The organism is Acetanaerobacterium sp. MSJ-12 (genome assembly GCF_018917875.1).
Taxonomy (GTDB): domain Bacteria; phylum Bacillota; class Clostridia; order Oscillospirales; family Ruminococcaceae; genus Bittarella; species Bittarella massiliensis.
This window is the reverse complement of sequence record NZ_JAHLPK010000009.1, coordinates 25,241-46,400: the sequence shown is the minus strand read 5'-3', so window position 1 is coordinate 46,400 and position 21,160 is coordinate 25,241. Positions and strand designations below refer to the sequence as shown.

At 65.0% G+C, this 21,160-nt stretch carries 21 protein-coding genes; 5 read left to right on the top strand and 16 right to left on the bottom strand.

Translation table 11 applies throughout. The annotated features are described in order from the left end of the window. The first annotated feature begins 281 nt into the window (after positions 1–281). The 3 genes from KQI11_RS10475 (at position 282) to KQI11_RS10465 (ending at position 3,470) form a co-directional block, all read left to right on the top strand. On the top strand, positions 282–575 hold the full coding sequence (locus KQI11_RS10475; RefSeq protein WP_021660709.1) for a hypothetical protein: 294 nt from the start codon (positions 282–284) through the stop codon (positions 573–575). A gap of 86 nt (positions 576–661) precedes the next feature. Beyond that, on the top strand, positions 662–1,465 hold the full coding sequence (locus tag KQI11_RS10470; protein ID WP_216402075.1) for an alpha/beta hydrolase: 804 nt from the start codon (positions 662–664) through the stop codon (positions 1,463–1,465). 19 nt (positions 1,466–1,484) lie between these two features. Then, on the top strand, positions 1,485–3,470 hold the full coding sequence (locus KQI11_RS10465) for a fructose-1,6-bisphosphatase (RefSeq protein ID WP_216402126.1): 1,986 nt from the start codon (positions 1,485–1,487) through the stop codon (positions 3,468–3,470). Between the two features lie 214 nt (positions 3,471–3,684). On the opposite strand, the gene KQI11_RS10460 is transcribed toward KQI11_RS10465, so the two are convergent. The 9 genes from KQI11_RS10460 to KQI11_RS10420 are packed head-to-tail and all read right to left on the bottom strand — an operon-like array spanning position 3,685 to position 12,450. Then, complete coding sequence (locus KQI11_RS10460) at positions 3,685–4,119, bottom strand: hypothetical protein (RefSeq protein ID WP_216402074.1); 435 nt, start codon at positions 4,117–4,119, stop codon at positions 3,685–3,687. Between the two features lie 20 nt (positions 4,120–4,139). Continuing rightward, entirely contained in the window at positions 4,140–5,369 is a 1,230-nt protein-coding gene (locus KQI11_RS10455; RefSeq protein ID WP_353653969.1) for a peptidase U32 family protein, read from the bottom strand. Positions 5,370–5,372: 3 nt separating this feature from the next. Beyond that, positions 5,373–6,449 carry an endolytic transglycosylase MltG gene (gene mltG / locus KQI11_RS10450; protein ID WP_216402073.1) on the bottom strand — a complete coding sequence of 359 codons (1,077 nt, stop codon included), beginning with the start codon at positions 6,447–6,449 and terminating at the stop codon, positions 5,373–5,375. A gap of 21 nt (positions 6,450–6,470) precedes the next feature. Next, complete coding sequence (locus tag KQI11_RS10445) at positions 6,471–7,040, bottom strand: 5-formyltetrahydrofolate cyclo-ligase (RefSeq protein ID WP_185916572.1); 570 nt, start codon at positions 7,038–7,040, stop codon at positions 6,471–6,473. After that, the gene (locus KQI11_RS10440) at positions 7,041–7,580 is read right to left on the bottom strand and encodes a DJ-1 family glyoxalase III (protein ID WP_185916571.1); all 540 of its coding nucleotides are present in this window, start codon (positions 7,578–7,580) and stop codon (positions 7,041–7,043) included. Between the two features lie 50 nt (positions 7,581–7,630). Further along, complete coding sequence (locus tag KQI11_RS10435; RefSeq protein WP_216402072.1) at positions 7,631–8,485, bottom strand: GNAT family N-acetyltransferase; 855 nt, start codon at positions 8,483–8,485, stop codon at positions 7,631–7,633. After that, a complete protein-coding gene (locus KQI11_RS10430) occupies positions 8,485–9,375 on the bottom strand; it encodes a DUF2156 domain-containing protein (RefSeq protein ID WP_185916569.1) in 891 nt (296 codons plus the stop codon). Before KQI11_RS10430 ends, KQI11_RS10435 begins: the two co-directional genes overlap by 1 nt. Positions 9,376–9,398: 23 nt before the next feature. Beyond that, positions 9,399–10,061, bottom strand: a complete 663-nt coding sequence (locus KQI11_RS10425; RefSeq protein WP_021661485.1) for a dTMP kinase — start codon at positions 10,059–10,061, stop codon at positions 9,399–9,401. A 13-nt stretch (positions 10,062–10,074) separates the two neighbouring features. Then, a complete protein-coding gene (locus tag KQI11_RS10420) occupies positions 10,075–12,450 on the bottom strand; it encodes an ATP-dependent helicase (protein WP_216402071.1) in 2,376 nt (791 codons plus the stop codon). Positions 12,451–12,736: 286 nt separating this feature from the next. Here KQI11_RS10420 and KQI11_RS10415 point away from each other — a divergent pair, with 286 nt between their 5' ends. Then, positions 12,737–12,982 carry a hypothetical protein gene (locus KQI11_RS10415; protein ID WP_185916566.1) on the top strand — a complete coding sequence of 82 codons (246 nt, stop codon included), beginning with the start codon at positions 12,737–12,739 and terminating at the stop codon, positions 12,980–12,982. Positions 12,983–13,082: 100 nt separating this feature from the next. On the opposite strand, the gene KQI11_RS10410 is transcribed toward KQI11_RS10415, so the two are convergent. Both KQI11_RS10410 and KQI11_RS10405 read right to left on the bottom strand, forming a co-directional pair. Beyond that, entirely contained in the window at positions 13,083–14,249 is a 1,167-nt protein-coding gene (locus tag KQI11_RS10410) for a sodium ion-translocating decarboxylase subunit beta (protein WP_059003963.1), read from the bottom strand. A 33-nt stretch (positions 14,250–14,282) separates the two neighbouring features. Further along, the gene (locus KQI11_RS10405) at positions 14,283–14,636 is read right to left on the bottom strand and encodes an OadG family protein (protein WP_021661490.1); all 354 of its coding nucleotides are present in this window, start codon (positions 14,634–14,636) and stop codon (positions 14,283–14,285) included. A gap of 262 nt (positions 14,637–14,898) precedes the next feature. On the opposite strand from KQI11_RS10405, the gene KQI11_RS10400 reads away from it, so the two are divergent. Next, on the top strand, positions 14,899–15,741 hold the full coding sequence (locus tag KQI11_RS10400) for a mechanosensitive ion channel family protein (protein ID WP_021661492.1): 843 nt from the start codon (positions 14,899–14,901) through the stop codon (positions 15,739–15,741). 770 nt (positions 15,742–16,511) lie between these two features. Here the strand turns inward: KQI11_RS10400 and KQI11_RS10395 are convergent. The 5 genes from KQI11_RS10395 to recD2 all read right to left on the bottom strand — a co-directional run bounded on the left by KQI11_RS10395 (position 16,512) and on the right by recD2 (position 21,148). Then, complete coding sequence (locus tag KQI11_RS10395) at positions 16,512–16,823, bottom strand: spore coat protein (protein ID WP_185916563.1); 312 nt, start codon at positions 16,821–16,823, stop codon at positions 16,512–16,514. A gap of 26 nt (positions 16,824–16,849) precedes the next feature. Further along, positions 16,850–17,032 (bottom strand): ferritin family protein, encoded by a 183-nt coding sequence (locus KQI11_RS10390; RefSeq protein WP_021661495.1) that lies wholly within the window; start codon positions 17,030–17,032, stop codon positions 16,850–16,852. 204 nt (positions 17,033–17,236) lie between these two features. Further along, positions 17,237–18,247, bottom strand: a complete 1,011-nt coding sequence (locus tag KQI11_RS10385; RefSeq protein ID WP_216402070.1) for a rod shape-determining protein — start codon at positions 18,245–18,247, stop codon at positions 17,237–17,239. Then, the gene (locus KQI11_RS13540) at positions 18,234–18,944 is read right to left on the bottom strand and encodes a ComF family protein (RefSeq protein WP_185916561.1); all 711 of its coding nucleotides are present in this window, start codon (positions 18,942–18,944) and stop codon (positions 18,234–18,236) included. Before KQI11_RS13540 ends, KQI11_RS10385 begins: the two co-directional genes overlap by 14 nt. Then, a complete protein-coding gene (recD2, locus tag KQI11_RS10375) occupies positions 18,941–21,148 on the bottom strand; it encodes an SF1B family DNA helicase RecD2 (RefSeq protein WP_216402069.1) in 2,208 nt (735 codons plus the stop codon). The genes KQI11_RS13540 and recD2 overlap by 4 nt, the downstream gene beginning before the upstream one ends. Positions 21,149–21,160 lie beyond the last annotated feature (12 nt).

Genomic DNA, 21,160 nt, shown 5'->3' with positions numbered 1-21,160 from the left:
CCCCCTCCCACTGTTCCGGTGCGCCCTCTCTGCCTAAAAGGCACCCTTTTTTTCATGATACCTTGTAGACCTGTTTTTTTCAAGGCCATTTGGCGGGGCCGAGGGAACTTCGCTGTTGATGCACCCGCCCGCGACAGGAACCGACAGCCCCTTCCCTTTACAAACCCGCAGGGCGATGGTATACTGATAAAAAGTACCCAATAGGGAGTTGTGCGGCAACGCGGGGAGGGCTCTCCGCGTTGCCTATCTCTAGTGAAGAACAAATAAAGGAGGTCACCGGGATGGCACAGGTGCAAACGGCGCTGAAATACCAGGGGAAACCCCTCGCCCGCTGCGGCGACGAGCTGTATTTCGGCAGCATGGACGATAAATACATCGTGTATATGCAGATCTTGAGCAAGCAGACCTACCAGGGCGAGGAGATGGCCGACAAGGTGCGGCTCTCCCTCATGCTCACCGACACCAACCTCTCCCCCATCGAGCGCATCATCAAGAGCAGCGAGAAGAAGGGGCTGTGGGGGGCGCTGGAGATCGCCAATATCTGGCTGGAGCGCGCGAACGCAGAAGAAAAGTAGATCGAGTTTGCAAAAAGGCAGGGGACTGTGTGTCCTCTGCCTTTTGTGCAACTGTTCCCCCGACCAAACGGAAAGGAGTGTTCCATATGTCCCTGTTTCACTGCCATTTTTTCTCCAAGGTGCTGCAGACCCCCACCGAGCTGACCGTCTGCCTCCCCTCGCCCCCCGACTACGTCTGCAAGGAGACCCCCATCGACCAGCTCTACGCCCCGGTGCAGGACAGGCTGCCGGTGTTGACCCTGCTGCACGGCCTCTCGGGGGACTGCACCAGCTGGCTGCGCGAGTCCAGCGTTGAGCGCTACGCCGCCGAGGCGGGGGTGGCCCTCGTCATGCCCTCGGCCCAGAACAGCTTTTACAGCGACCTCTCCCCCGCCGGCCCCTACTTCACCTACATTGCCGAGGAGGTGCCCCGCTTCTGCCGCGCCTCCTTCGGCCTCTCCACCCGGCGGGAGCAGAATTTCATCGCCGGGCTCTCCATGGGCGGGTACGGGGCGGCCAAGCTGGCCCTCACCCTGCCCGAGCGCTACGCCGCCTTCGCCAGCCTCTCGGGGGCGCTGGACGCGGCGGCCCTGGCCGGCCAGTGGAAGGCCGACCCCGCCTTTGCCCAAGTTGCCGCCGCCTTTGGCGACCTCGACTCGGTGGCGGGGAGCGAGCACGACCTCTACGCCCTGGCCCGGGGGCTGGCCGAGAGCGACGCCCCCCTGCCCGCCGCCTACCTCTGCTGCGGCACCGAGGACTTTCTCTACCCCTACACCCCCGCCTTTGCCGACTTTCTGGGGGCCCTGGGCTTTGACGTGACCGAGGAGGAGGGGCCCGGCGTCCACGACTGGGCCTTCTGGGACGAGTTCATCCAAAAGGTGCTGGCCTGGCTGCCCCTCCCCCGGCTGTAGAGGGGGGCGCGAAGTGAACATGACCCGCCGCCAGGTGCTGGACGACCTGCGCTTTTTAAAGGTGCTGGCCCGCCAGTACCCCACCATCCAGTCAGCCTCTACCGAGATCATCAACCTGCAGGCCATCCTCAACCTGCCCAAGGGGACCGAGCACTTTATGAGCGACCTGCACGGGGAGTACGAGGCCTTTTTGCACATCATGGGCAACGCCTCCGGCGCCATCCGCGAAAAGGTGGATCTGCTCTACCAGAACACCCTCTCCCAGGCCCAGCGGGCGGCCCTGGCCACCCTCATCTACTACCCGGAACAAAAACTCAAAGAGGTCAAAGAGGAGACCCCCCAGGAGGAGTTGGGGGAGTGGTACCGCCTCACCCTGGGGCGGCTGGTGGAGGTCTGCCGGCTGGTGGCCTCCAAGTACACCCGCTCCAAGGTGCGCAAGGCCCTGCCGCCCGATTTTGAGTACATCATCGACGAGCTGCTGCACACCACCTACGACGAGCGCAACAAGGGCCGCTACTACGAGAACATCATCGCCACCATCATTGAGATCGAGCGGGGGGACGCCTTCATCGCCGCCCTCTGCGGCACCATCAAGCGGCTGATCGTCGACCGGCTGCACATCGTGGGGGACATCTACGACCGGGGCCCCCGGGCCGACATCGTCATGGACTCGCTGATGGCCCACCACTGCGTGGACATCCAGTGGGGCAACCACGACGTCCTCTGGATGGGGGCCGCCGCCGGCAGCCGCACCTGCATCGCCAACGTCCTCAACAACTCCATCACCTACAACAACCTGGAGGTGGTGGAGAACGGCTACGGCATCAGCCTGCGGCCCCTGGCCCTCTTCGCCGCCGAGACCTACGGCGGCCGGGACATGGCCGCCTTCCTCCCCAAGGGGGAGGCCACCCGCGGCTACAGCCCCAAGGACATCCACCGGGTGGCCTGCATGCACAAGGCCATCGCCGTCATCCAGTTCAAGCTGGAGGGGCAGATCATCCTGCGCAACCCCGGCTTTTTGATGGGGGAGCGGATGCTGCTGCACAAGATCGACCGGGCGCGGGGCACCGTCCGCCTGGACGGGCGGGACGTCCCCCTCAAGGACACCGACTTCCCCACCGTCGACCCCGCCGACCCCTACGCCCTGAGCGAGGAGGAGGCCCGGGTGATGGAACAGCTGAAATTCTCCTTTTTGCAGAGCGAGAAGTTGCAGCGCCACGTCCGGTTCCTCTACGCCAAGGGCGGGCTCTACAAGTGCTTCAACGACAACCTGCTCCTCCACGGCTGCGTCCCCCTGCGAGAGGACGGCAGCTTCCTCCCCTTCTCCTGCGAGGGGGAGGAGCTCTCGGGCCGGGCCTTTCTCGACTACGCCGAGGGGTTGGCCCGCCAGGGCTACTACGCCCAGCCCCACTCCCCCCAGCGCCAGCAGGGGAAGGACTACCTCTGGTACCTGTGGTGCGGCAAGAACTCCCCCCTCTTTGGGCGGGAGCGCATCGCCACCTTCGAGCGGCTGCTCTGCGACGACGCGCGCACCTGGGAGGAGCCCAAGAACCCCTACTACCTCCTCTACGAGCGGCCGGACATCTGCGAGAAGATCCTGCGGGAATTCGGCCTGGGAGGGCCGGGCAGCCACATCGTCAACGGCCACGTGCCGGTGCGGACCAAGGACGGGGAGAACCCGGTCAAGGCCGGGGGGAAGCTCATCGTCATCGACGGCGGCTTCTGCCAGGCCTACCAGCCCAAGACCGGCATCGCCGGCTACACCCTCATCTACAACTCCTACGGGCTGCGCATCGTCTCCCACAGCCCCTTTGAGGGGGTGAAGGAGGCCATCCGCCAGGACCGGGACATCCTCTCCACCACCGTCCTCACCCAGGCCACCGAGCACCGCATCCAGGTGGGGGAGACCGACGTGGGGCAGGAGATCCGCGAGAACATCGACGGCCTGCGCAAGCTGCTGGCCGCCTACCGGATGGGGCTCATCAAGCAGGACCACTCCCACTGAAATCCGCAGTGGGGACTGCCGGTGGAGCGGGGCGCGCGGGGCCTTCCCCTGCGGGGGGCGGCGGGATGCTCGTGCCGCCGGCAGGCCGGCCCCCCCTTTCCGCCTTCGGCCCCCTTTGGTGCCGGGAAAGCGATGCGGCTCCCCCGGCAACACGGGGGCGCGGACACCGCAAAAAAAGCGCTGTGAGAAACGGTTTCTCACAGCGCTTTCTCTTTTATGTATCCGACTTCCCGCCCCCGGGCCGCCGCGCCAGCAGGGCCGCGGCCAGCCCCCAGAGGGAGGCCAGCGCCGAGACCAGACAGAGGACGAAGGGGACGGGGCTCGTGTAGAGGGGCAGGGTAAGGGGGGGCGGCAGGGGCAGCCAGCGGCAGTTGCACCAGAGGAAGAAAGCCGGCGACCAGCCCAAAAGGGGGAACTGCACCCAGGCCCGCTCCCCCCGCAGCCGCCCGTAGCCCGTGGCCGCCAGCACCTGCAAAAAGGTGAGGGCCGCCGCCAGGGAGAGCCAGAGCAGCGTTCCCGCCACGGCGGCCCCATATCGCGCGCCCATGGTCTCGAGATAGGTCTGCTGCACCCGCTGTACCCCCCACATACTGCCCAGCAAGAGCAGGGGGCCGGCCAGCAAAAATAGCCGCCAAGCCGTCCGTTTCATCTCTTTTTCTCCTCTCTATCCTATCGGTGAAGGGCCCCTTCCAGCCGCCGGCGGAGGATCGCCCCCCTGGGGGCGGGCTCCTCGCAGCGCAGGGAGAAGGCCATGTGGGGGTGGATGGCCTCGCGGATGGGCTCCCCCGCGCCGTCGCGCAGGTCGGCCACCGGCAGGGCCAGCGGGGCCCGGCCGGGGAGGAGGAGTTCCAGCTCCTCCCCCTCCCGCAGCCGGTTTTTCATCCGGCACCATAGGCGGCCGTCCGCCCAGCGCTCGGCCACCGCCGCCACCTGGCAGCTCTGCAGGTACTGCCCGCTCTCGGTGAACTGGCGGGGCTGGCCGAAGTAGAAGCCGGTGGTGTAGGGCCGGTGGCTCACCGCCTCGGTCTCCCCCACCAGCCAGTCGGGGCAGGGCTCGTCCGGCGCGGCGGCCCAGCGGTCGATGGCGATGCGGTAGGCGTTGGTGACGGCCGCCGCGTAGTAGACCGACTTGGCCCGCCCCTCGATCTTGAAGCTGCCCACCCCGGCGGCCGCCAGCGCGCCGATGTGCTCGATCATCCGCAGGTCGCCGGCGTTGAGGAGGTAGCTCCCCTGGCCGGGGATCTCCCCGATCTCGTGGTAGACGCCGGGGGCGCTCTCCTCCTCCAGCCGGTAGCGCCAGCGGCAGGGCTGGGCGCAGTCCCCCCGGTTGGGGTCCCGGCCGGCCAGGTACTGGGAGAGGAGGCACCGCCCGGACACCGACATGCACATGGCCCCGTGGACAAAGGCCTCCAGTTCCAGCTGGGGCGGGGTCTCCCGGCGGATGGAGGCGATCTCCTCCAGCGAGAGCTCCCGGGCCAGCACCACCCGGCTGGCCCCCATTTTATAGAGGGCGGTGGCGGTGGCCGCATTGACCACCCCCAACTGGGTGGAGACGTGCAGCGCCACCTGGGGCGCCGCCTGCCGGGCGGCCTCCATCACCCCCAGGTCGGCGACGATGAAGGCGTCCACCCCGGCCTCCGCCGCCTCGGCCAGAAAGGCGGGCAGGGCGGCCAGCTCCCCCTGCCGGGGGAGGGTGTTGCAGGTCAGGTAGACCTTGACCCCCTTTTGGTGGGCCAGGGCTACCGCCCGCCGCAGCCCGTCGGGGGAGAAGTTCTCCGGCCCGGCCCGCATGCCAAAGCGCTGGCCGCCCAGGTAGACGGCGTCCGCCCCGTAGAGGAGGGCGGCCTCCAGCCGCTCCTCATCCCCGGCGGGGGCCAGCAGTTCCGGTTTTTTCAGCACCGCCTACTTCCCCCGGGTCGCGTCGGCCTGGGCCACGTTCTTCTCGTGCTCGGGGAAGGTCTTGGCGTAGAGGTAGTTGTTGTCGGCGTCGGTGACAAAGTAGTAGTAGTCGTGGCTGGCCGGCCAGAGGGCGGCTTCCAGGGCGGCCTTGCCCGGGCAGGCCACCGGGCCGATGGGCAGGCCGGTGACCGTGTAGGTGTTGTAGGCCTCCGACTGCTCCTCGGTATAGGGGATGCCGTAGGCGTCATAGGCCCGCAAAAAGACGATGGTCACGTCCGACTGGAGCATGGGCAGGCTGCTGCCGGCGGCCATCCGGTTGTGAAACACCCCGGAGACCTGCTTCATGTCCTCGTTGGTGAAGGACTCCTTCTGGATGATGGAGGCCAGGGTCACCGTCTCCTCCAAGCTCATCCCCAACTCGTCCATCCGCGCCCGCATCTCGGCGGTGATCTGGCTGTCGAAGTGGGCGAGCATGGTCTGGGCCACGGCGGCCGGGTCGCTCCCCTTTTCAAACTGGTAGGTGTCGGGGAAGCAGTAGCCCTCCATCTTCAAGATCTTCAGGGGGGAGTCGCTCACCTCCGCCTCGAAGGAGCCCTCGAACCGGCCGGTCTGCAGGGCCTGCAAAAAGGCGTCGCCGTCACAGACCCCCGCCTCTTCCAGGGCGGCGGCGATCTGGGGCAGGCTGTACCCCTCGGGGATGGTGACGGTGGCCACGTTCTCGTTGATCGCCGTCTGCTGGAGGGCGGCGATGACGTCTTTATAGGCCGCCTTTTTGGGCAGCTCGTGGTTGCCGAACTGGTAGGTGCCGTCGCCCCCGCTCAACTTGGAGTAGAGGCGAAAGAGGGTCTTGCTGCCGATGACCCCCTCCTCCTTGAGGGCCGAGGCGATGGCCGCCGTCGAGGCCCCCTTCTCCACCGTCACCGTCACCAGTTGGCTGTCGTCGCCCCCCCAGCCGCCGATCTCCGACGCGGCGTAGAGGCCCAGCCCCCCGGCGATGAGCAGCAGCGCTGCCAGGACGATTGCCACGATCAGCAGGGTCTTTTTCTTCTTTCCGGCGGTTTGCTTGTTCAGGTGTTCCATGTGCTTTCTCCTATCGGGCGGCTATCGCTTTGCCGCGTACTCTCCCCTCTCGGTGAGGAGGATGTCCACCGGCTGATCCCAGGGATCAACCTCGATCTCGTCCAGCAGGCAGGCCTCGTAGCACAGGCCGACCTTGAGCCCGGGGTAGTTCTTCAGGTATCGGTCGTAGTAGCCCCCGCCGTAGCCCACCCGGTGGCCCCGGCGGTCAAAGGCCAGCCCGGGCACCAGGATGGGCAGCGCCATCCGCTTGTCCAACACGGTGGAGCCGGTGGGTTCCAGGATGCCGTAGGGGCCTTTGGCCAGCTGCCGCGACCCCTCAAAGCGGACCATCCGCATCTTCCCCGCGGGGCTGGTCTGGGGCAGGTAGACCCGCTTTCCCTCGGCCAACAGCCGGCGCATGATCCGCCGGGTGTCCACCTCCTGCGGGAGGGAATAGTAGAGGGCGGCGCCCCGTTCGTCCCCGCCCGCCCCCTCGAAAAAGCCCCGGGCAATGGCGGTGTCCATCTTGTTTTTGGGCCCGGGCCGCAGCCCCTGGCGGTAACTGCGGGCTCTCTCCCTGGCCTCCTTTTTCGAGACCGCCTTCTCGGCCATTTAAATCGCCATAGAGGCCTTGACCGCCTCCATGGCCTCTCTGCCGCAGAGCTGCTCCACCAGCGCCAGGCCGAACTCCACCGCCACCCCGGCGCCCCGGCCGGTGGTGAAGCGGCCGTCTTGGCAGACGGCCTCGCCGGTGCAGACGGCCTTCCCCAGCTGGTCCTGAAAACCGGGGTTGGCGGTGGCCCGGCGGCCGTCCAGCAGCCCCCGGTGCCCCAAAATCGAGGGGGCGGCGCAGATGGCGGCGATGGGGATCTCCCGCTCCAGGCAGAAGTCGATCGCCCCCTGCACCACCGGGCTCTTCTCCAAATTGAGGGTGCCGGGCAGCCCGCCGGGGAGGACGATCATCTCCAGCTCCGCCCCCGGCGCAAATTCGCTGTCGGCCAGGTCGCAGCGCACCGTCACCCCGTGGGAGCTGGTGATCTCCCGGCCGCCGATGCCCACGGTCCGCACCTCTTTCTTGGCGCGCCGCAGGGCGTCCACCGGGGCCAGGGCCTCGGTCTGTTCAAATCCCTCTGCCAAAAATACTGCTATCATCGCGCGAAAACTCCATTCTCGCCCCCTCAAAGGGGGCGTTTCCCCGCCGGTCAGTCGTAGAGGAGACCGGCGTAACAGCTCTCTGTTTTTGCCCCCAACAGCCAGTCGGGGGCGCTGGGCGCCGGCCGCAGTTGGGCAAAGCGCCCGACCTCCCCCCGGCCGGCAAAGAGGGGGGAGTAAACCGGCAGCGCCAGCCGGGCCCGGGCGGCCCCCGTCCGGGCGAACAGGGCGGCGAGGGCGGCAAGGGCGCTCCCGTCGTCGGGGGCGGCCAGCTCCTTGACGGCCAGCTCCTCCCCGTCTCTCTGGTAGAGCAGGTGCCCGCCGGCAAAGCCCAGGGCGTCGCCCCCCCAGAAGCGGCAGTCGGCCACCGCGTGGCGAAGGCCCGCCGGGCCGTGGGCCAGGTAGCCGCCGGCCAGAAAGGCCGCCTCCCGCCGGTCTGCCAGCGCCTCCGGCGAGAGGGGGGTCAGGGGGCAGCCCGCCCCCGGGCACTCGCCCCGCGCCACCGTCAGCCGCCGCAGGCCGCCCCACTCCCGGTAGCCGCGGGCCCCGTAGAAGGAGAAGAGGGAGGGCTCCCCCGGCACCAGGGCGATGCCCGCCCGCCCGCCGGTCTCCCGGCGGTAGACCTCCTCCAGCATCCGGGACATGATCCCCTCCCCCTGCCGCTGGGGCAGGGTGGCCGCCGCGTAGAGGTACCAGAGGGGGACCCGCTCACCGCCCCGGCGGTACTCCACCGGCAGCAGGAAGAGGGCGGCGGCGGGGCCCGCCTCGTCCTGCCAGAGGTAGGGGCGGCAGCTCTCCCGCCAATTTTGCCAAAAGAGGCGGACGTACTCCTCCCCGTCGCCAAAGCCCGCCCGCCAGATCGCACAGAGGGACGCGAAGTCCCCCGGCCCCGCCAGGCGGAGCATCAGTCCGCCACCCGGGCGATGAACTTCTCCACCATGCACTCGGGGTGGTAGGAGAGCTTGGCCTTGCGCAGCCCCTCCTCGCCCAGGTCCTCCTCCCGGTTGATGTAGGTGTAGCCCCCGCAGAGGTTGCGGGCGAACTCTCGGTTGATGATGGGGTAGGCCCCCCGGTAGTCGGAGAAGGCCTTCTCCACGTGCACGTCCACCATGGTGTCGTTGAGGGCGTGGCCGAAGCTGTAGGCCACCACCCGGTCGTCCACCCGGATCAGCCCGCCGAAGAGGCCCAGCTCGTCCCAGTGGGCAAAGGCCTTTTTCACCGCGCAGTACTCGATCTGCAGGCTCTCGCTCTGGGTGCAGCCGTTCTCGCGGCACCACTCCTCGTTCATGGCCAGGCAGTCGGCCATGTTGTCCTCGTCGATGATCTCAAAACGCCAGTTGTAATTTTGCTCGAAGTAGGAGATGTGGTTGCGCTTGGAGTGGTACTTTTTCCCCGAGAGGGTGGCCAACTTCTCCTGTAAGTAGACGTAGTCGTAGAAGTCCCGGTTGTACTCCAACCGCACCCGGTCGCCGAAATGGCCGGTGAGCAGCGCCGCCTGTTTGGGGCCCGCGCCGCTGATGACCAGCTGTTTGCCGAGGGCGTCGGCGTCGGCCTTGCAGGCCGCGTACCACACCCCCACGTCCACCGCGCCGGCGGGGAACATGTAGTTGACCGTCTCCCCCTCCACACTGCGGGCGAGAAACATCCCCTCGTACTCGGTGAACTGGATGCCGTACCCCTCCCACCACATGAACATGTTGCTGAAGGTGTACTCATCGCTGGTGTACTGGCTCTGGTCCAGCAGGGGCTGGACCCATTTTCGGTCTTCGATCTCCGGCGTTTTAAATGACAACATACAATTTTTAACTCCTTTTTTGGTCACAGGGCGGCCTCGACCGCGCCGCGCAGCTCTTCGCCGATCTCCTCCACCGGGCGGGGAACGCCCCCCCGGGCGCAGTCGATGACCGTCCACCCCAGCTTCTGGCAGCAGTAGAGGGCGGCCTGGCGGCAGTGGTTGAGGTAGGCCAGGTCCTGTTCGTGGATGTCCTTCTCGCCGCTGGCGGCGTAGCGCTTGTCCATCAGCTTCTGCGAGGCCTCGGGCGGCATGTCCAGGTAGAAGACCGCCGCCGGGCGGGGGATGCCCAACTTGCCGAACTCAAAGTCGTAGAGCCAGTCGAGAAAGCCGTCCCACTCCCCCCGCGGGAGCTTGGCCGTCTGGTGGACGGCGTTGGAGGTGGTGTAGCGGTCGCAGAGGATCAAGCTCCCGGCCAGATAGGCCGCCCGCCAGTCCTGGCGAAAGCTGGCGTAGCGGTCCACGGCGAAAAAGGTGGAGGCGGCGTAGGCGTTGACGTCCTCCGGCTTTTGGCCGTAGCTGCCGTGCAGGTACTCGGTCAGGGCCCCGGCGGCCGGGTCCCCGTACCGGGGGAAGGAGAGCTTTCGCACCGCCCGCCCCTCCCCCTGCAGCCGCCGGGTCAAAAGCTCCGTCTGGGTGCCCTTGCCGCTGCCGTCGAGCCCTTCGATGACAAACAGTTTGCCGCTCACCGGCAAGACCTCCTCACAGTTTTTCCAATTTGGCGAAATTCGCCATGATCTTCTTCACCCCCGCGCCCTCAAAGGCGATCTCCAGCAGGGTGTCGCCCCCCATGGGGGTGGTGCGCAGCACCCGACCCCGGCCGAACACCTTGTGGGAGACCAGGTCGTCGGCCTGGTAGGTATTGCCGCCCCCGGCTGTGGCGGGGCGGCCGGTCTGCGCCCCCAGCCCCAGGTTGTTCTGGGCCCGGAAGTGGCCCACCTGCTTGGCGGCGCCCCCGCCGAAGAGGCCGCTGGGCAGTTCCTCCGCCCCCTCGTGCTCCACATACTCCTCGGGGATCTCCTGCAAAAAGCGGCTGGGCTGGTTGCGCTGGGTCTGGCCGAAGAGCATCCGCTGCCGGGTGTGCAGCAGGTAGAGGTTCTCCTTGGCGCGGGTGATGCCCACGTAGCACAGCCGGCGCTCCTCCTCCAGCTCCTCGGGGGAGTAGAGGGACTGCCGCCCGGGGAAGATGCCGTCCTCCATCCCGGCGATGAAGACGTTGGGGAACTCCAGCCCTTTGGCGGCGTGCATGGTCATCAGCACCACGCTGTCGGCCTCCCGGTCGAAGTTGTCGATGTCGGTGATGAGGGCGATCTCCTCCAAAAACTCCTGCAAGCTGGGCTCCTCGGCGGTCTGCTCGTAGCGGACCACGTTGGAGACGAACTCCTCGATGTTCTCCAGCCGGGTCTCCCCCTCAAAGCCCTGGGCCCGCAGGGAGGCGGCGTAGCCGGTCTCCTCCAAAAGGCGCAGGGTCAGCTCCGACATCTTCTCGCTCTCCCTGGCGGCGATCAGCTCGTCCATCACCTGGGTAAAGGCGGCGATGGCCTTTTTCTTGCCGGAGAGGGCGGGGTAGCTCTCCGCCTCCCGCAGCACCTCGTAGAGGCTGAGGCCCAGCCCGGCGGCGATCTGCTCGGCCTTGGCCACGGTGGCCTCGCCGATGCCCCGCTTGGGCTCGTTGATGATCCGCTTGAGGCGGATGGCGTCGGAGGGGTTGTTGAGGACGCTCAGATAGGCGACCAGGTCCCGGATCTCCTTGCGGTCGTAAAAGCGCAGGCCGCCGATTATTTTATAGGGTACCCCCGCCCTGGCGAAATATTTTTCAATGGCGTTGGACTGGGCGTTCATCCGGTAGAGGATGGCGTGGTCGCCGTAGCGGTATCGCCCCTCGGAGACGTTTTTCACCACCGTGTCGCCGATGAACTCGGCCTCGCCGAACTCGTCCCGGGCGGTGTAGTCGATAATTTTTGCCCCGTCGCCCTTGTCGGTCCAGAGGTTTTTGCCCTTGCGGGCGGTGTTGTTGGCGATGACGCTGTTGGCCGCGTCGAGGATGTTCTGGGTGGAGCGGTAGTTCTGCTCCAGCCGGATCACCTCGGCCCCGGGGAAGGTGCCCTCAAAGTTGAGGATGTTCTCGATGGTGGCGCCCCGGAACTTGTAGATGGACTGGTCGTCGTCCCCCACCACGCAGAGGTTTTGGTGCCCCCTGGCCAGCATGCTCACCAGCTCAAACTGCACCCGGTTGGTGTCCTGGTACTCGTCCACCAGTATGTAGCGGTAGCGCTGCTGGTAGTACTCCAGCACGTCGGGGTTTTGCTGGAACAGCCGCACCGTGTGGTAGATGATGTCGTCAAAGTCCACGGCGTTGGCCCGCTTGAGGGCGTCCTGGTAGCGCTTGTACACCTGGGCGGTGACGCGGAGCTTGTAGTCGGGGTGCTCCTGCGCGGCGTACTCCTCCCAGTCCACCATGCTGTCCTTGAGGCGGCCCAGGTTGTGCAGCATCGCCTTGGGGGGGAACATCTTGTCGTCGACCTGCATCTCCTTCAAGATGGTCTTGAGCAGCCGCAGGGCGTCGTCCTGGTCGTAGATGGTGAAGTTGGAGGTAAAGCCCAGCCGGTCGATGCCCCGGCGCAGGATCCGCACACAGGCCGAGTGAAAGGTGCTGGCCTGGATGTCGCTGGCCTCCTCCCCGATCATGGCGATCAGCCGGTCTTTGAGCTCGCCGGCGGCCTTGTTGGTAAAGGTGATGGCGAGGATGTTCCAGGGCCGGGGGGCGTTCACCGAGAGCTTGCGGAAGGTCTCGGCGGGGATCTCGTCCCCGTTTTGGATGGCGCTCTCCAGGTTGAGGATGTCCTCCTCGGTGGGGGTGCCATAGACCTTGTCGCTGTGGTAGGCCTGGCCGAAGGCCACCAGGTTGGCCACCCGGTTGACCAGCACGGTGGTCTTGCCGCTGCCGGCGCCGGCCAGGATCAGGATGGGGCCCTCGGTGGTGAGGGCGGCCCTCTTCTGCATCTCGTTGAGACCCCGGAAGCGGTAGTCGATATACTGCTTGCGCAGGGTCAAGAATTGGGACTGGTAGTCTGTCATAAAAATCTCCTTGCGGGTGTGATGGGAAGGCGCGCCGACGCCGACGGAAGGGGGCGGGGCGCGGGGCGGCCGCCGCCGATGGGGGGCCGCGTTTTCTCCCCTATTGTACCACATCTCCCCATCCAATAAAAGAAAAAGCGCCGATTTTCAGCCCGCAAATTGGATGTCACGTCTCTTCTTTCGACGGCGTGGACAGATGGCGAAATTGGTCGTATAATAGAAAAAAAGGGCGGTTTGTCGTCTCTCTCCCCGGGGCTGCCGCCGGCCGAAAAGGATGTGTTTCACCGTGAAAAGGGAAAGTCTCATACAGCTGATCTTGGCGGTGCTGGTGCTGGTTCTCTCCGCCCTCTGCCTGGCGCGGGTGCTGGCCATGGACCTGTGGATGCCGGTGATCTTGGGGCTGTTGAGCGTCATCAGCTTTGTGGCCGGGTGGCGCGCGGTGAAGGAGAAAAAGACCTTTTTGGTGGTGGTCTTTTACCTGTGCGGGCTGTTTGCCCTGGGGGTGGCGCTGGTCGCGGTGTCCATGCGGTAAAAGGCCCTTCCCTTTCAGGCGGCGGCACAGAGAGAAAGAGCGCCCGAAGCACAAGGCTTCGGGCGCTCTTTTAAGTGCAGGGGAGATCGCCGCGAAATGGCTATTTGCAGATGTTGATGAGGACACCGGCCGCGACCGCCGAACCGATGACGCCGGCCACGTTGGGGCCCATGGCGTGCATCAGCAGGAAGTTGGCGGGGTTCTCTTTCTGGCCGACCTTCTGGGAGACGCGGGCGGCCATGGGCACAGCCGAGACACCGGCCGAGCCGATGAGGGGGTTGATCTTGCCCTTGCTCAGGACGTACATCAGCTTGCCCAGCAGCACGCCGCAGGCGGTGCCGACACAGAAGGCGATGAGGCCCAGGGCGATGATCTTGAGGGTCTTGGGGTCGAGGAACCGCTCGGCCGTGGCGGTGGCGCCGACGGTGACCCCCAGGAAGATGGTGATGATGTTCATCAGCTCGTTCTGGGCGGTCTTGGAGAGGCGCTCGACCACGCCGCTCTCCCGCATCAGGTTGCCCAGCATCAGCATGCCGACCAGCGGGGCGGCATCCGGCACCAGGAAGGAGACGATGAGGGTGACCATGATGGGGAAGACGATCTTCTCGATCTTCGAGACCGGCCGCAGGGTCTCCATCACCACCGCGCGCTCTTTCTTGGTGGTGAGCAGCTTCATGATGGGCGGCTGGATGATGGGGACCAAGGCCATGTAGGAGTAGGCCGCGATGGCGATGGCGCCCAACAGGTCGGGGGCCAGCTTACTGGTGACGAAGATGGCGGTCGGGCCGTCCGCGCCGCCGATGATGCCGATGGAGCCGGCCTCCTGCGGGGTAAAGCCCAGCATGGTGGCGCCGATGAAGGTGAAGAAGATACCGCCCTGGGCGGCAGCGCCCAGCAGGAAGCTCTTGGGGTTGGCGATGAGGGGACCGAAGTCGGTCATACAGCCGATGCCCAGGAAGATGAGCGGCGGGTAGATGCCCAGTTTCACGCCCTGATAGAGGTAGTAGATCAGGCTGCCGGCCATCTCCTTGCCGGTCACTGGGTCTATGTAGGGGGCCGCGTAGGAGTTGAGGTTGGCGACCGGGATGTTGGCAAGCAGCATGCCGAAGGCGATGGGGAGCAGCAGCAGCGGCTCGAACCCGCGGCCGATGGCCAGATAAATCAGCACACAGGCAATGGCGATCATGACCAGGTTCTGCCAACTGCAGTTGGCAAAGCCGGACGACGTGAGGATGCCGCCAATGGCGTCCAAAGCTTGTTGAATCATGGCTTCATTTCCTTTCTGTTTCGGTTACGGGATTTAGAAGGGGCGGGTGTTTTCCACAATGCCGGCGGCGCCCCAGGCGGGACGGGTCTGCTTTTTGCGCTTGATGCTGCGCACGGCAAAGGGCTTGCCACCCATCATGCTGGCAACTGCGGCGGAAATGGCTGCCACGACCTCGCCCGGGATGCCGGCGGTGGCGTTTGCCACCGGAGCGGGCGCCTTGGGGGCGGGAGCGGCGGGCTTGGCCTCGGTTTTGGGGGCGGCGGGCTGCTTCGGCTTGGTGAAGCTGCTCAACAGTTTGCCCATCAGCCAGATGCAGAAGGTCAAAAAGATGAGGGCCGCAAAAACCACGACCATGCCGGTAATGGTGACCAGAATTGCAAAGTCCATATCGCGATCTCCTTTTCTATATTCATTTTGTGAAAATTCCAATCGAATACATTATACCCCAAGGGCCTGTCTATTTCAATTCGGAGTGAATATTTTTTTAACAAATGACTGCCGATTTTTTAACGGAGAAGTTGTCTTTGTTTTGTCAAACTCGTCCAACTCCCCTCCCCCCTCTCCGCCGGGCAGGGCGGCGATTGCCTTTTTGCGCAAAATGTGATAGGGTGAAATCGTCAAAACCGTCTGTGTTAGGAGGGACCCCGCTATGGACACATCTTCCGCCGTCAATCTGCCGGAAATCCCCCAGGGCCTCACCCTGGAGGGGGTCTGGAACTGGTTTTTAAGTATGCTGCCCTCGCTGGCCAAAGCCGCCCTCATCCTGCTGGTGGGCTATATCGCCATCAAGGTGATCCTGCGGCTGGTGGACCGGGTGGTCAAGCGCCGCAACCTCTCCCCCAGCGCCTACAAGTTTTTCTCCTCTGTCCTCAAAATCGTCCTCTGGTTCCTGGTGCTCTTCACCGCCGGCAGCTCCCTGGGCATCGAACTGTCGAGCTTTTTGGCCATTTTCAGCGTGGCCGGCATCGCCGTCTCCCTGGCGGTGAAGGACAGCCTGACCGATGTGGCCGGGGGGCTGCAGATCCTCATCACCAAGCCCTTTGGGGTGGGGGACTTTGTCGATCTCGACGGCACCTCGGGCACGGTGCTGGAGATCGGGGTGGTCTACACCAAGCTGCTGACCATCGACAACCGGGGCATCTACATCCCCAACGGCCAGGTGACCAGCTCCAAAATCATCAACGCCTCCAGCGAGGAGAGCCGCCGCCTGGACTTGGTGGTCCCCATCCCCTACGAGGCCGACTTTGAGCGGGCCATCGAGCTGCTCAAGGGGATCGTCTACGCCCACCCGGACAGCTACAAGGAGCCCGCCCCCCTGATCCGGCTGTCGGAGTTCGGGGACAGCGCCCTGGAGATCGCCGTGCGGGTCTGGACCGAACCGGCGAAGGTCTTCCCCCTGAAATACGACCTGCTGGAGGAAATCAAGCGCACCTTTGACAGGGAGGGCATCCCCATCGCCTACCCCCATTTGGACGTGACGCTGGTCAAATAAAAAGAGCCGCTTTTTATGGCCGCCTTGACGCGCTGGACAGCGCCGGGGCGGCTTTTTGTCGCCCCAGACAGAGGGCCATTTTCGCCACTGCGCTTCCACCGCCAACGCGAGCCCTTGCAAGCAATGGCCTTTTGGAGAAAACAGAGAGAAAGGATCTGCGTTCAATGCAGTGCGAATGGCAAGCCCGCAGGGATTTCCCGGCAGGTCTGCACTGACAAAATAGGCGAAAAAGGATGGGCGGCAAAAGAAATTGCGAGAAGATTGACAAGGGTCTGTACAAAAGATATAGTAAAGGGGAAAACAGGTATTCGCTTTTATACAAGTTTGCCGTTGCACCCTGTGCGGGGGCGTGGGTTGAAATGCTTGCACGAAGGACTAGACCCTTCGGTCTGGTCGTCGCACCCCGTACGGGGGCGTGGGTTGAAATCATGGCGATGGCGTGAATTTCTTTCATAATTTGGTCGCACCCCGTGCAGGGGCGTGGGTTGAAATTGGGCTTGTATTAGCATGATGTTGCGGACGCTGTAGTTGCGCCCTGTGCGGGGGCGTGGGTTGAAATGTATCTTGGTGCGCCGACCAGTGTGGCTATCTGGGTCGCACCTCATGTGGGTGCGTGGATTGAAATTGGGCAGACACAGCGGTCAGTCTCGTCGAAGCTAGTCGCCCCCCTCGTGGGTGGGCAACAGACCTCTCCGCCACCTTGCCTTCTGAGCCCAAAAAGAGCTGCCGCCGATTCTCTCGGCGGCAGCTCTTCTGCGGTGCGGGTGGCTTTAGCGGGCGGTGTCGATTTTGATTTCGTGCTCGCACTCGGCGTTGCACTGGGCGTTTTCCTTGGTGAACTTCTGCTTGGCCTGGTTGACCTTGTCGGCCTGGGCGGCGGGGGCCTGGTACCAGCCCCGCTTCTGCATCTCCTCGAAGACCTCCATCTGGATCTGGTGCTCCTCGGCGAGGATGTCCATCATCACGCCCTTCATCTGCTTGGTGGCGCACTCGTCGGCAAAGGTGTTGTAGATGCCGGTGATCTGTTTTTGCGAGCTCAGCATGTCGGTCAAAATCGACTTGTCATCCATCATGTTGTTCATCTTCCGTTCCCCTTTCCCTGCCTGCCCTACAGGCAGGAGAGCAGCTTGTCAAAGTGGTTCTGGTGCTTGGCGGCCATCTGCTCGCACTTGCTCTTCACCTGCGGGTCGGCGCAGATCGAGGCGTACATCTGGTACTTGGCAATGAGGTTTTGCTCCATAGTCAGGCTGTCCTCAATGCCGGACAGCTCTTTCTCTGTAATGTTCTCCACCGGTCATTCCCCCTTTTTTGCTTGGAAAAAACAGCCGTCGCAGTCCCTGCAGCCGCGGCGGCCGCTTCTTCCCTATCAGTTTGCGCAGTCCGGCGGGGAAGATGCAAAAAAGCGGATGGAAGCCCATCCGCTTTTTTCTTTTGAAAAAATCTGTTTTTTTGATAAAATCCGCCAAAATACAACTACAAATCGTATAAAGCGCAATCAATAGTCCCTGTCGTAGTTGATGCTGTACCCGTCTTCCATCAAATCCAGGGCCATGCCGGTGCCGATGGCCACGCAGTCGATGGGGGTCTCCGACACGTAGCAGCGCACCCCGGTCTCTTTGGAGATGAGTTCGGGCAGGCCCTTGATGAGGCTGCCGCCGCCGGTGAGCATGATGCCGTCCTCCCAGATGTCGCCCACCAGTTCGGGCGGGGTCTTTTCGAGGATGCCCTTGATGGTGGCGACCATGCTCATGGCAAACTCGTTGAGGGTGGCGGTGAGTTCGGAGGAGCTGACGGTGATCTTCACCGGCAGGCCGGTCTCCAGGCTGCGGCCCTTGACCTCCATCTCGGTCTCGGGGAGGACCCCCTCCATCACCGCGCCGATCTCCTTTTTGACCCGCTCGGCAGTCCGCTCGCCGATGAGCACCTTGCGGTTGAGGCGGATGTAGTTGATGATCTTTTCGTCAAACTGGGTGCCGGCGCACTTGACCGAGGTGGAGAGCACCACGTCGTTGAGGGAGATGACGGCGATGTCGGCGGTGCCACCGCCCACGTCCACCACCATCCGCCCCCGGGGCTTGGAGATGTCGATGCCCGAGCCCAGGGCCGCGGCGATGGGCTCCTCCACCAGGAAGATCTTGCGGGCCCCGGCCGAGAGGGCGGCGTTGACCGCGGCCCGCGACTCGACGTTGGTCACCGAGGAGGGGACGCAGATGGCCACCTTGGGCTTGACCACGTAGGAGGAGCTGACCTTGCGGATGAAGTACTTGACCACCTCTTCGGTCATGTCGATGTCGGAGATGACGCCGTTTTCAAGCGGGCGCTTGGCGACGATGTGGGCCGGGGTCTTGCCCGCCATCTCCTGCGCCTTTTCGCCGATGGCCAGCACCTCGCCGGTCTTTTGGTTGACGGCGATGACCGACGGCTCTTTGACCACGATCCCCTTGCCCACCACATAGATGATGATGGAGGTGGTCCCCAGGTCAAAGCCAATATCATAATTTGCCATTTGCTTCCCTATTCCTTTCCTTACCTGCGGCTGCCGCCGCGCAGAAATACACCCGTTCACAGCCCCTGACCCGCAGCATCTTGGCGCACTCGGCGGCGGTGCCGCCGGTGGTGACGATGTCGTCGCAGAGGAGGAGGGTCTTGCCCCGCACCGCCGCCCGGTCGGCCACCTCAAAGGCGCCCAGCAGGTTTTCCCTGCGGGCCGGGAGGCCCAGCCGGTGCTGGTAGGGGGTGTCGAACAGCTTGACCAACGCCCCCTTCAAATAGGGGATGTCCAACTCCCGTGCCAGGTGCTGGGCCAGCAGTTCGCTGTGGCCAAACCCCCGTTCCCGCCGCTGGCGGGGGCGGCCCGGCACACAGACGACCCCCTCGATCTCCTCCAGGGGGAGGACGGCGCGGCAGGTGTCGGCCATGTGGGCCGCCAGCACCTCGGCCGATCCCAGGCGGGCGGAGAACTTGTAGGCGGTGATGGCCCGGCGGACCGGCCCCTCGTACCAGAAGGGGGCGATATCCCCCTCGGCGTAGGGCAGGGTCTCCCCCTGCGCCTCCAACACGCCCTTACGGTTTATTGTATCCGATATGCGGTGGCTTTGCAACGTGCATTTTGGACAGACCCGCTGTCCCAGGGGGATGGCGTCGCCGCAGAAGGGGCAGACCCGGGGGTAGAGCAGGCGGAGGGCCGCCGCGAGGGCCCTCACCCGAAGATGTCCCGCAGGAAGGAGCCCAGCCCGCTGTAGCGCAGGGTCTTGCGGTTGTTCTCCACCATCATCTCCACGGCGCGGCGACTGCCCACGATCACCAGCAGCTTTTTGGCCCGGGTGACGGCGGTGTAGAGGAGGTTGCGGAAGTAGAGCTTGGGGTTGGGTTCCAACAGGGAGAGGATGACCGCGTCGAACTCGCTCCCCTGGCTCTTGTGGACGGTGACGGCGTAGGCGTGCTCGATCTCCCCCAGCATGTCGGGGGTATAGGCGGCGCGCTTGTCCTCGTAGCGGATGTGGATGAGGCCGTTCTTGCGGTCGATCTCCTCGATCTGCCCCATGTCGCCGTTGAAGACCCCGGTCCCCTTCTCGCCGGTCTCCTCCTGGGTGGTGACGATGTCGTAGTTGTTGCGCGTCTGCATCACCTTGTCCCCCTGGCGAAAGCTCATCCCCATATAGCCGATCTCGGGCTGGCCGCGGGCGGGGTTGACCGCCTCCCGGAGGATGCGGTTTTGCTGCTGCACCCCGGCGGCCCCCCGGCGGCCCGGGGAGAGCACCTGGATGTCGGCGGGAGAGAGGCCGTAGGCCTTTGGCAGCCGGGTGGTGACCAGGTCGCGGATGAGGGCCAGGCCGGAGGGCTTGTCCCTTGCGGGGAGGAAGAAAAAGTCCTTGTCCCGCTGGGCCAGGTCGGGCACCTGCCCCTCTAAGATCTCGTGGGCCGAGGTGACGATGGCGCTCTGGGCGGCCTGGCGAAAGATGTGGGAGAGCCGCACCACCGGGAAAAAGCCGGAGTCGATGATGTCTTTGAGCAGGTTGCCCGCCCCCACCGAGGGCAGCTGGTCGTAGTCCCCCACCAGCACCAGCTTGCAGTTGAGCTTGATCGCCCGCAGCAGCGCCTCGAAGAGGAGGACGTCCACCATCGACACCTCGTCGAGGATGAGGACGTCGCAGTCCAGCAGGTCCTCCTCGTTCTTGGTGAAGGCCAGGGTGCCGTCCTTCTGGTACCCCGCCTCCAACAGGCGGTGGATGGTCTTGGCCTCCCGCCCGGTGACGGCGCTCATCCGCTTGGCGGCGCGGCCGGTGGGGGCGCAGAGGGCCACCTTGCGGCCGTCCTTCTCGAAGAGCTCGATCATCCCGTTGATGGTGGTGGTCTTGCCGGTGCCGGGCCCGCCGGTGAGGACCACGAACCCCTGGCGCAGCGCCTGGGCGATGGCCTCCCTCTGGGTGTCGGCGTAGACGATGCCCAGCGCCTTCTCCTGGGCTGCGATCTGCCGGTCCCACTGGGTGCCGTTGTCGGGCATGAAGGAGATGAGCATCTGCAGACGGGTGGCGATGTAGCCCTCGGCCCGGTAGTAGTCGGGCAAAAAGATCATGGGCCGCTCGTCCCCGGTGTATTCCACCAGGTTCTCCCGCTCCAGCATCTCGCCGATTTCAAAGTCCACCCGCTCGGGGGGCAGGCCGATGTAGCTGGCGGTGACGGCGGCCAGCTTCTCCCGCGGCAGGCAGGTGTGGCCGTTTTGGGTGTTGTGGCGGAGCACATGGGCGGCGGCGGCCTGCACCCTCTCCCCCGATTCGGGGGAGAGGCCCAGTTGGATGGCCATGGCGTCCGCCCGGTCAAAGGAGATGCCGATGAAGGAGAGGCAGAGGCGGTAGGGGTTTTCGCAGAGCAGCTCCTGCGCCTGGGGGCCCCAGAACTTCCACACCTTGATGGCCTCGGCGGCGGAGAAGCCGTACTGGGCCATAAAGGCCAGCAGGGAGCGGATGCCGAAGACCCGCTGGTACTCCAGGTGGATGTCCTCCGCCTTTTTCAGGGAGATGCCCTGCACCTGCGCCAGGGCGTCGGGGTCCTTTTCGATGACCTCCAGGGTGCGGCTGCCGAAGCGGTCGACGATGCGGCGGGCCGTCACCGGGCCGATGCCCTTGATGGCCCCGGAGGCCAGGTACTTGAGGATGGCCCCGGCGGTGGCGGGGAGTTTGGTGGTGCAGAGGCTGGCCTTGAACTGGCGGCCGAAGGTGGGGTGGTTGACAAAGACGCCGGTGAGCTCCACCTCCTCCCCCTCGCTGAGTTCGGAGAACTCGCCCACGGCGGTGATCAGTTCGCCCTCGCAGGAGATGTCCACCACCGACCAGCCGTTTTCCCGGTTGCGAAAGACCACCCCCTCCACCGTGCCGGCGAGCTGGATGAGCTGCTCTGCGCGTTCCACCTTGTCCCCTTC

Bases quoted from the DNA above. Each gene is read 5' to 3' on its own strand.
- KQI11_RS10475 (WP_021660709.1), top strand. From the start codon at position 282: ATGGCACAGGTGCAAACGGCGCTGAAATACCAGGGGAAACCCCTCGCC.
- KQI11_RS10470 (WP_216402075.1), top strand. From the start codon at position 662: ATGTCCCTGTTTCACTGCCATTTTTTCTCCAAGGTGCTGCAGACCCCC.
- KQI11_RS10465 (WP_216402126.1), top strand. From the start codon at position 1,485: ATGACCCGCCGCCAGGTGCTGGACGACCTGCGCTTTTTAAAGGTGCTG.
- KQI11_RS10460 (WP_216402074.1), bottom strand. From the start codon at position 4,119: ATGAAACGGACGGCTTGGCGGCTATTTTTGCTGGCCGGCCCCCTGCTC.
- mltG (WP_216402073.1), bottom strand. From the start codon at position 6,449: ATGGAACACCTGAACAAGCAAACCGCCGGAAAGAAGAAAAAGACCCTG.
- KQI11_RS10445 (WP_185916572.1), bottom strand. From the start codon at position 7,040: ATGGCCGAGAAGGCGGTCTCGAAAAAGGAGGCCAGGGAGAGAGCCCGC.
- KQI11_RS10440 (WP_185916571.1), bottom strand. From the start codon at position 7,580: ATGATAGCAGTATTTTTGGCAGAGGGATTTGAACAGACCGAGGCCCTG.
- KQI11_RS10435 (WP_216402072.1), bottom strand. From the start codon at position 8,485: ATGCTCCGCCTGGCGGGGCCGGGGGACTTCGCGTCCCTCTGTGCGATC.
- KQI11_RS10430 (WP_185916569.1), bottom strand. From the start codon at position 9,375: ATGTTGTCATTTAAAACGCCGGAGATCGAAGACCGAAAATGGGTCCAG.
- KQI11_RS10420 (WP_216402071.1), bottom strand. From the start codon at position 12,450: ATGACAGACTACCAGTCCCAATTCTTGACCCTGCGCAAGCAGTATATC.
- KQI11_RS10410 (WP_059003963.1), bottom strand. From the start codon at position 14,249: ATGATTCAACAAGCTTTGGACGCCATTGGCGGCATCCTCACGTCGTCC.
- KQI11_RS10405 (WP_021661490.1), bottom strand. From the start codon at position 14,636: ATGGACTTTGCAATTCTGGTCACCATTACCGGCATGGTCGTGGTTTTT.
- KQI11_RS10400 (WP_021661492.1), top strand. From the start codon at position 14,899: ATGGACACATCTTCCGCCGTCAATCTGCCGGAAATCCCCCAGGGCCTC.
- KQI11_RS10395 (WP_185916563.1), bottom strand. From the start codon at position 16,823: ATGAACAACATGATGGATGACAAGTCGATTTTGACCGACATGCTGAGC.
- KQI11_RS10385 (WP_216402070.1), bottom strand. From the start codon at position 18,247: ATGGCAAATTATGATATTGGCTTTGACCTGGGGACCACCTCCATCATC.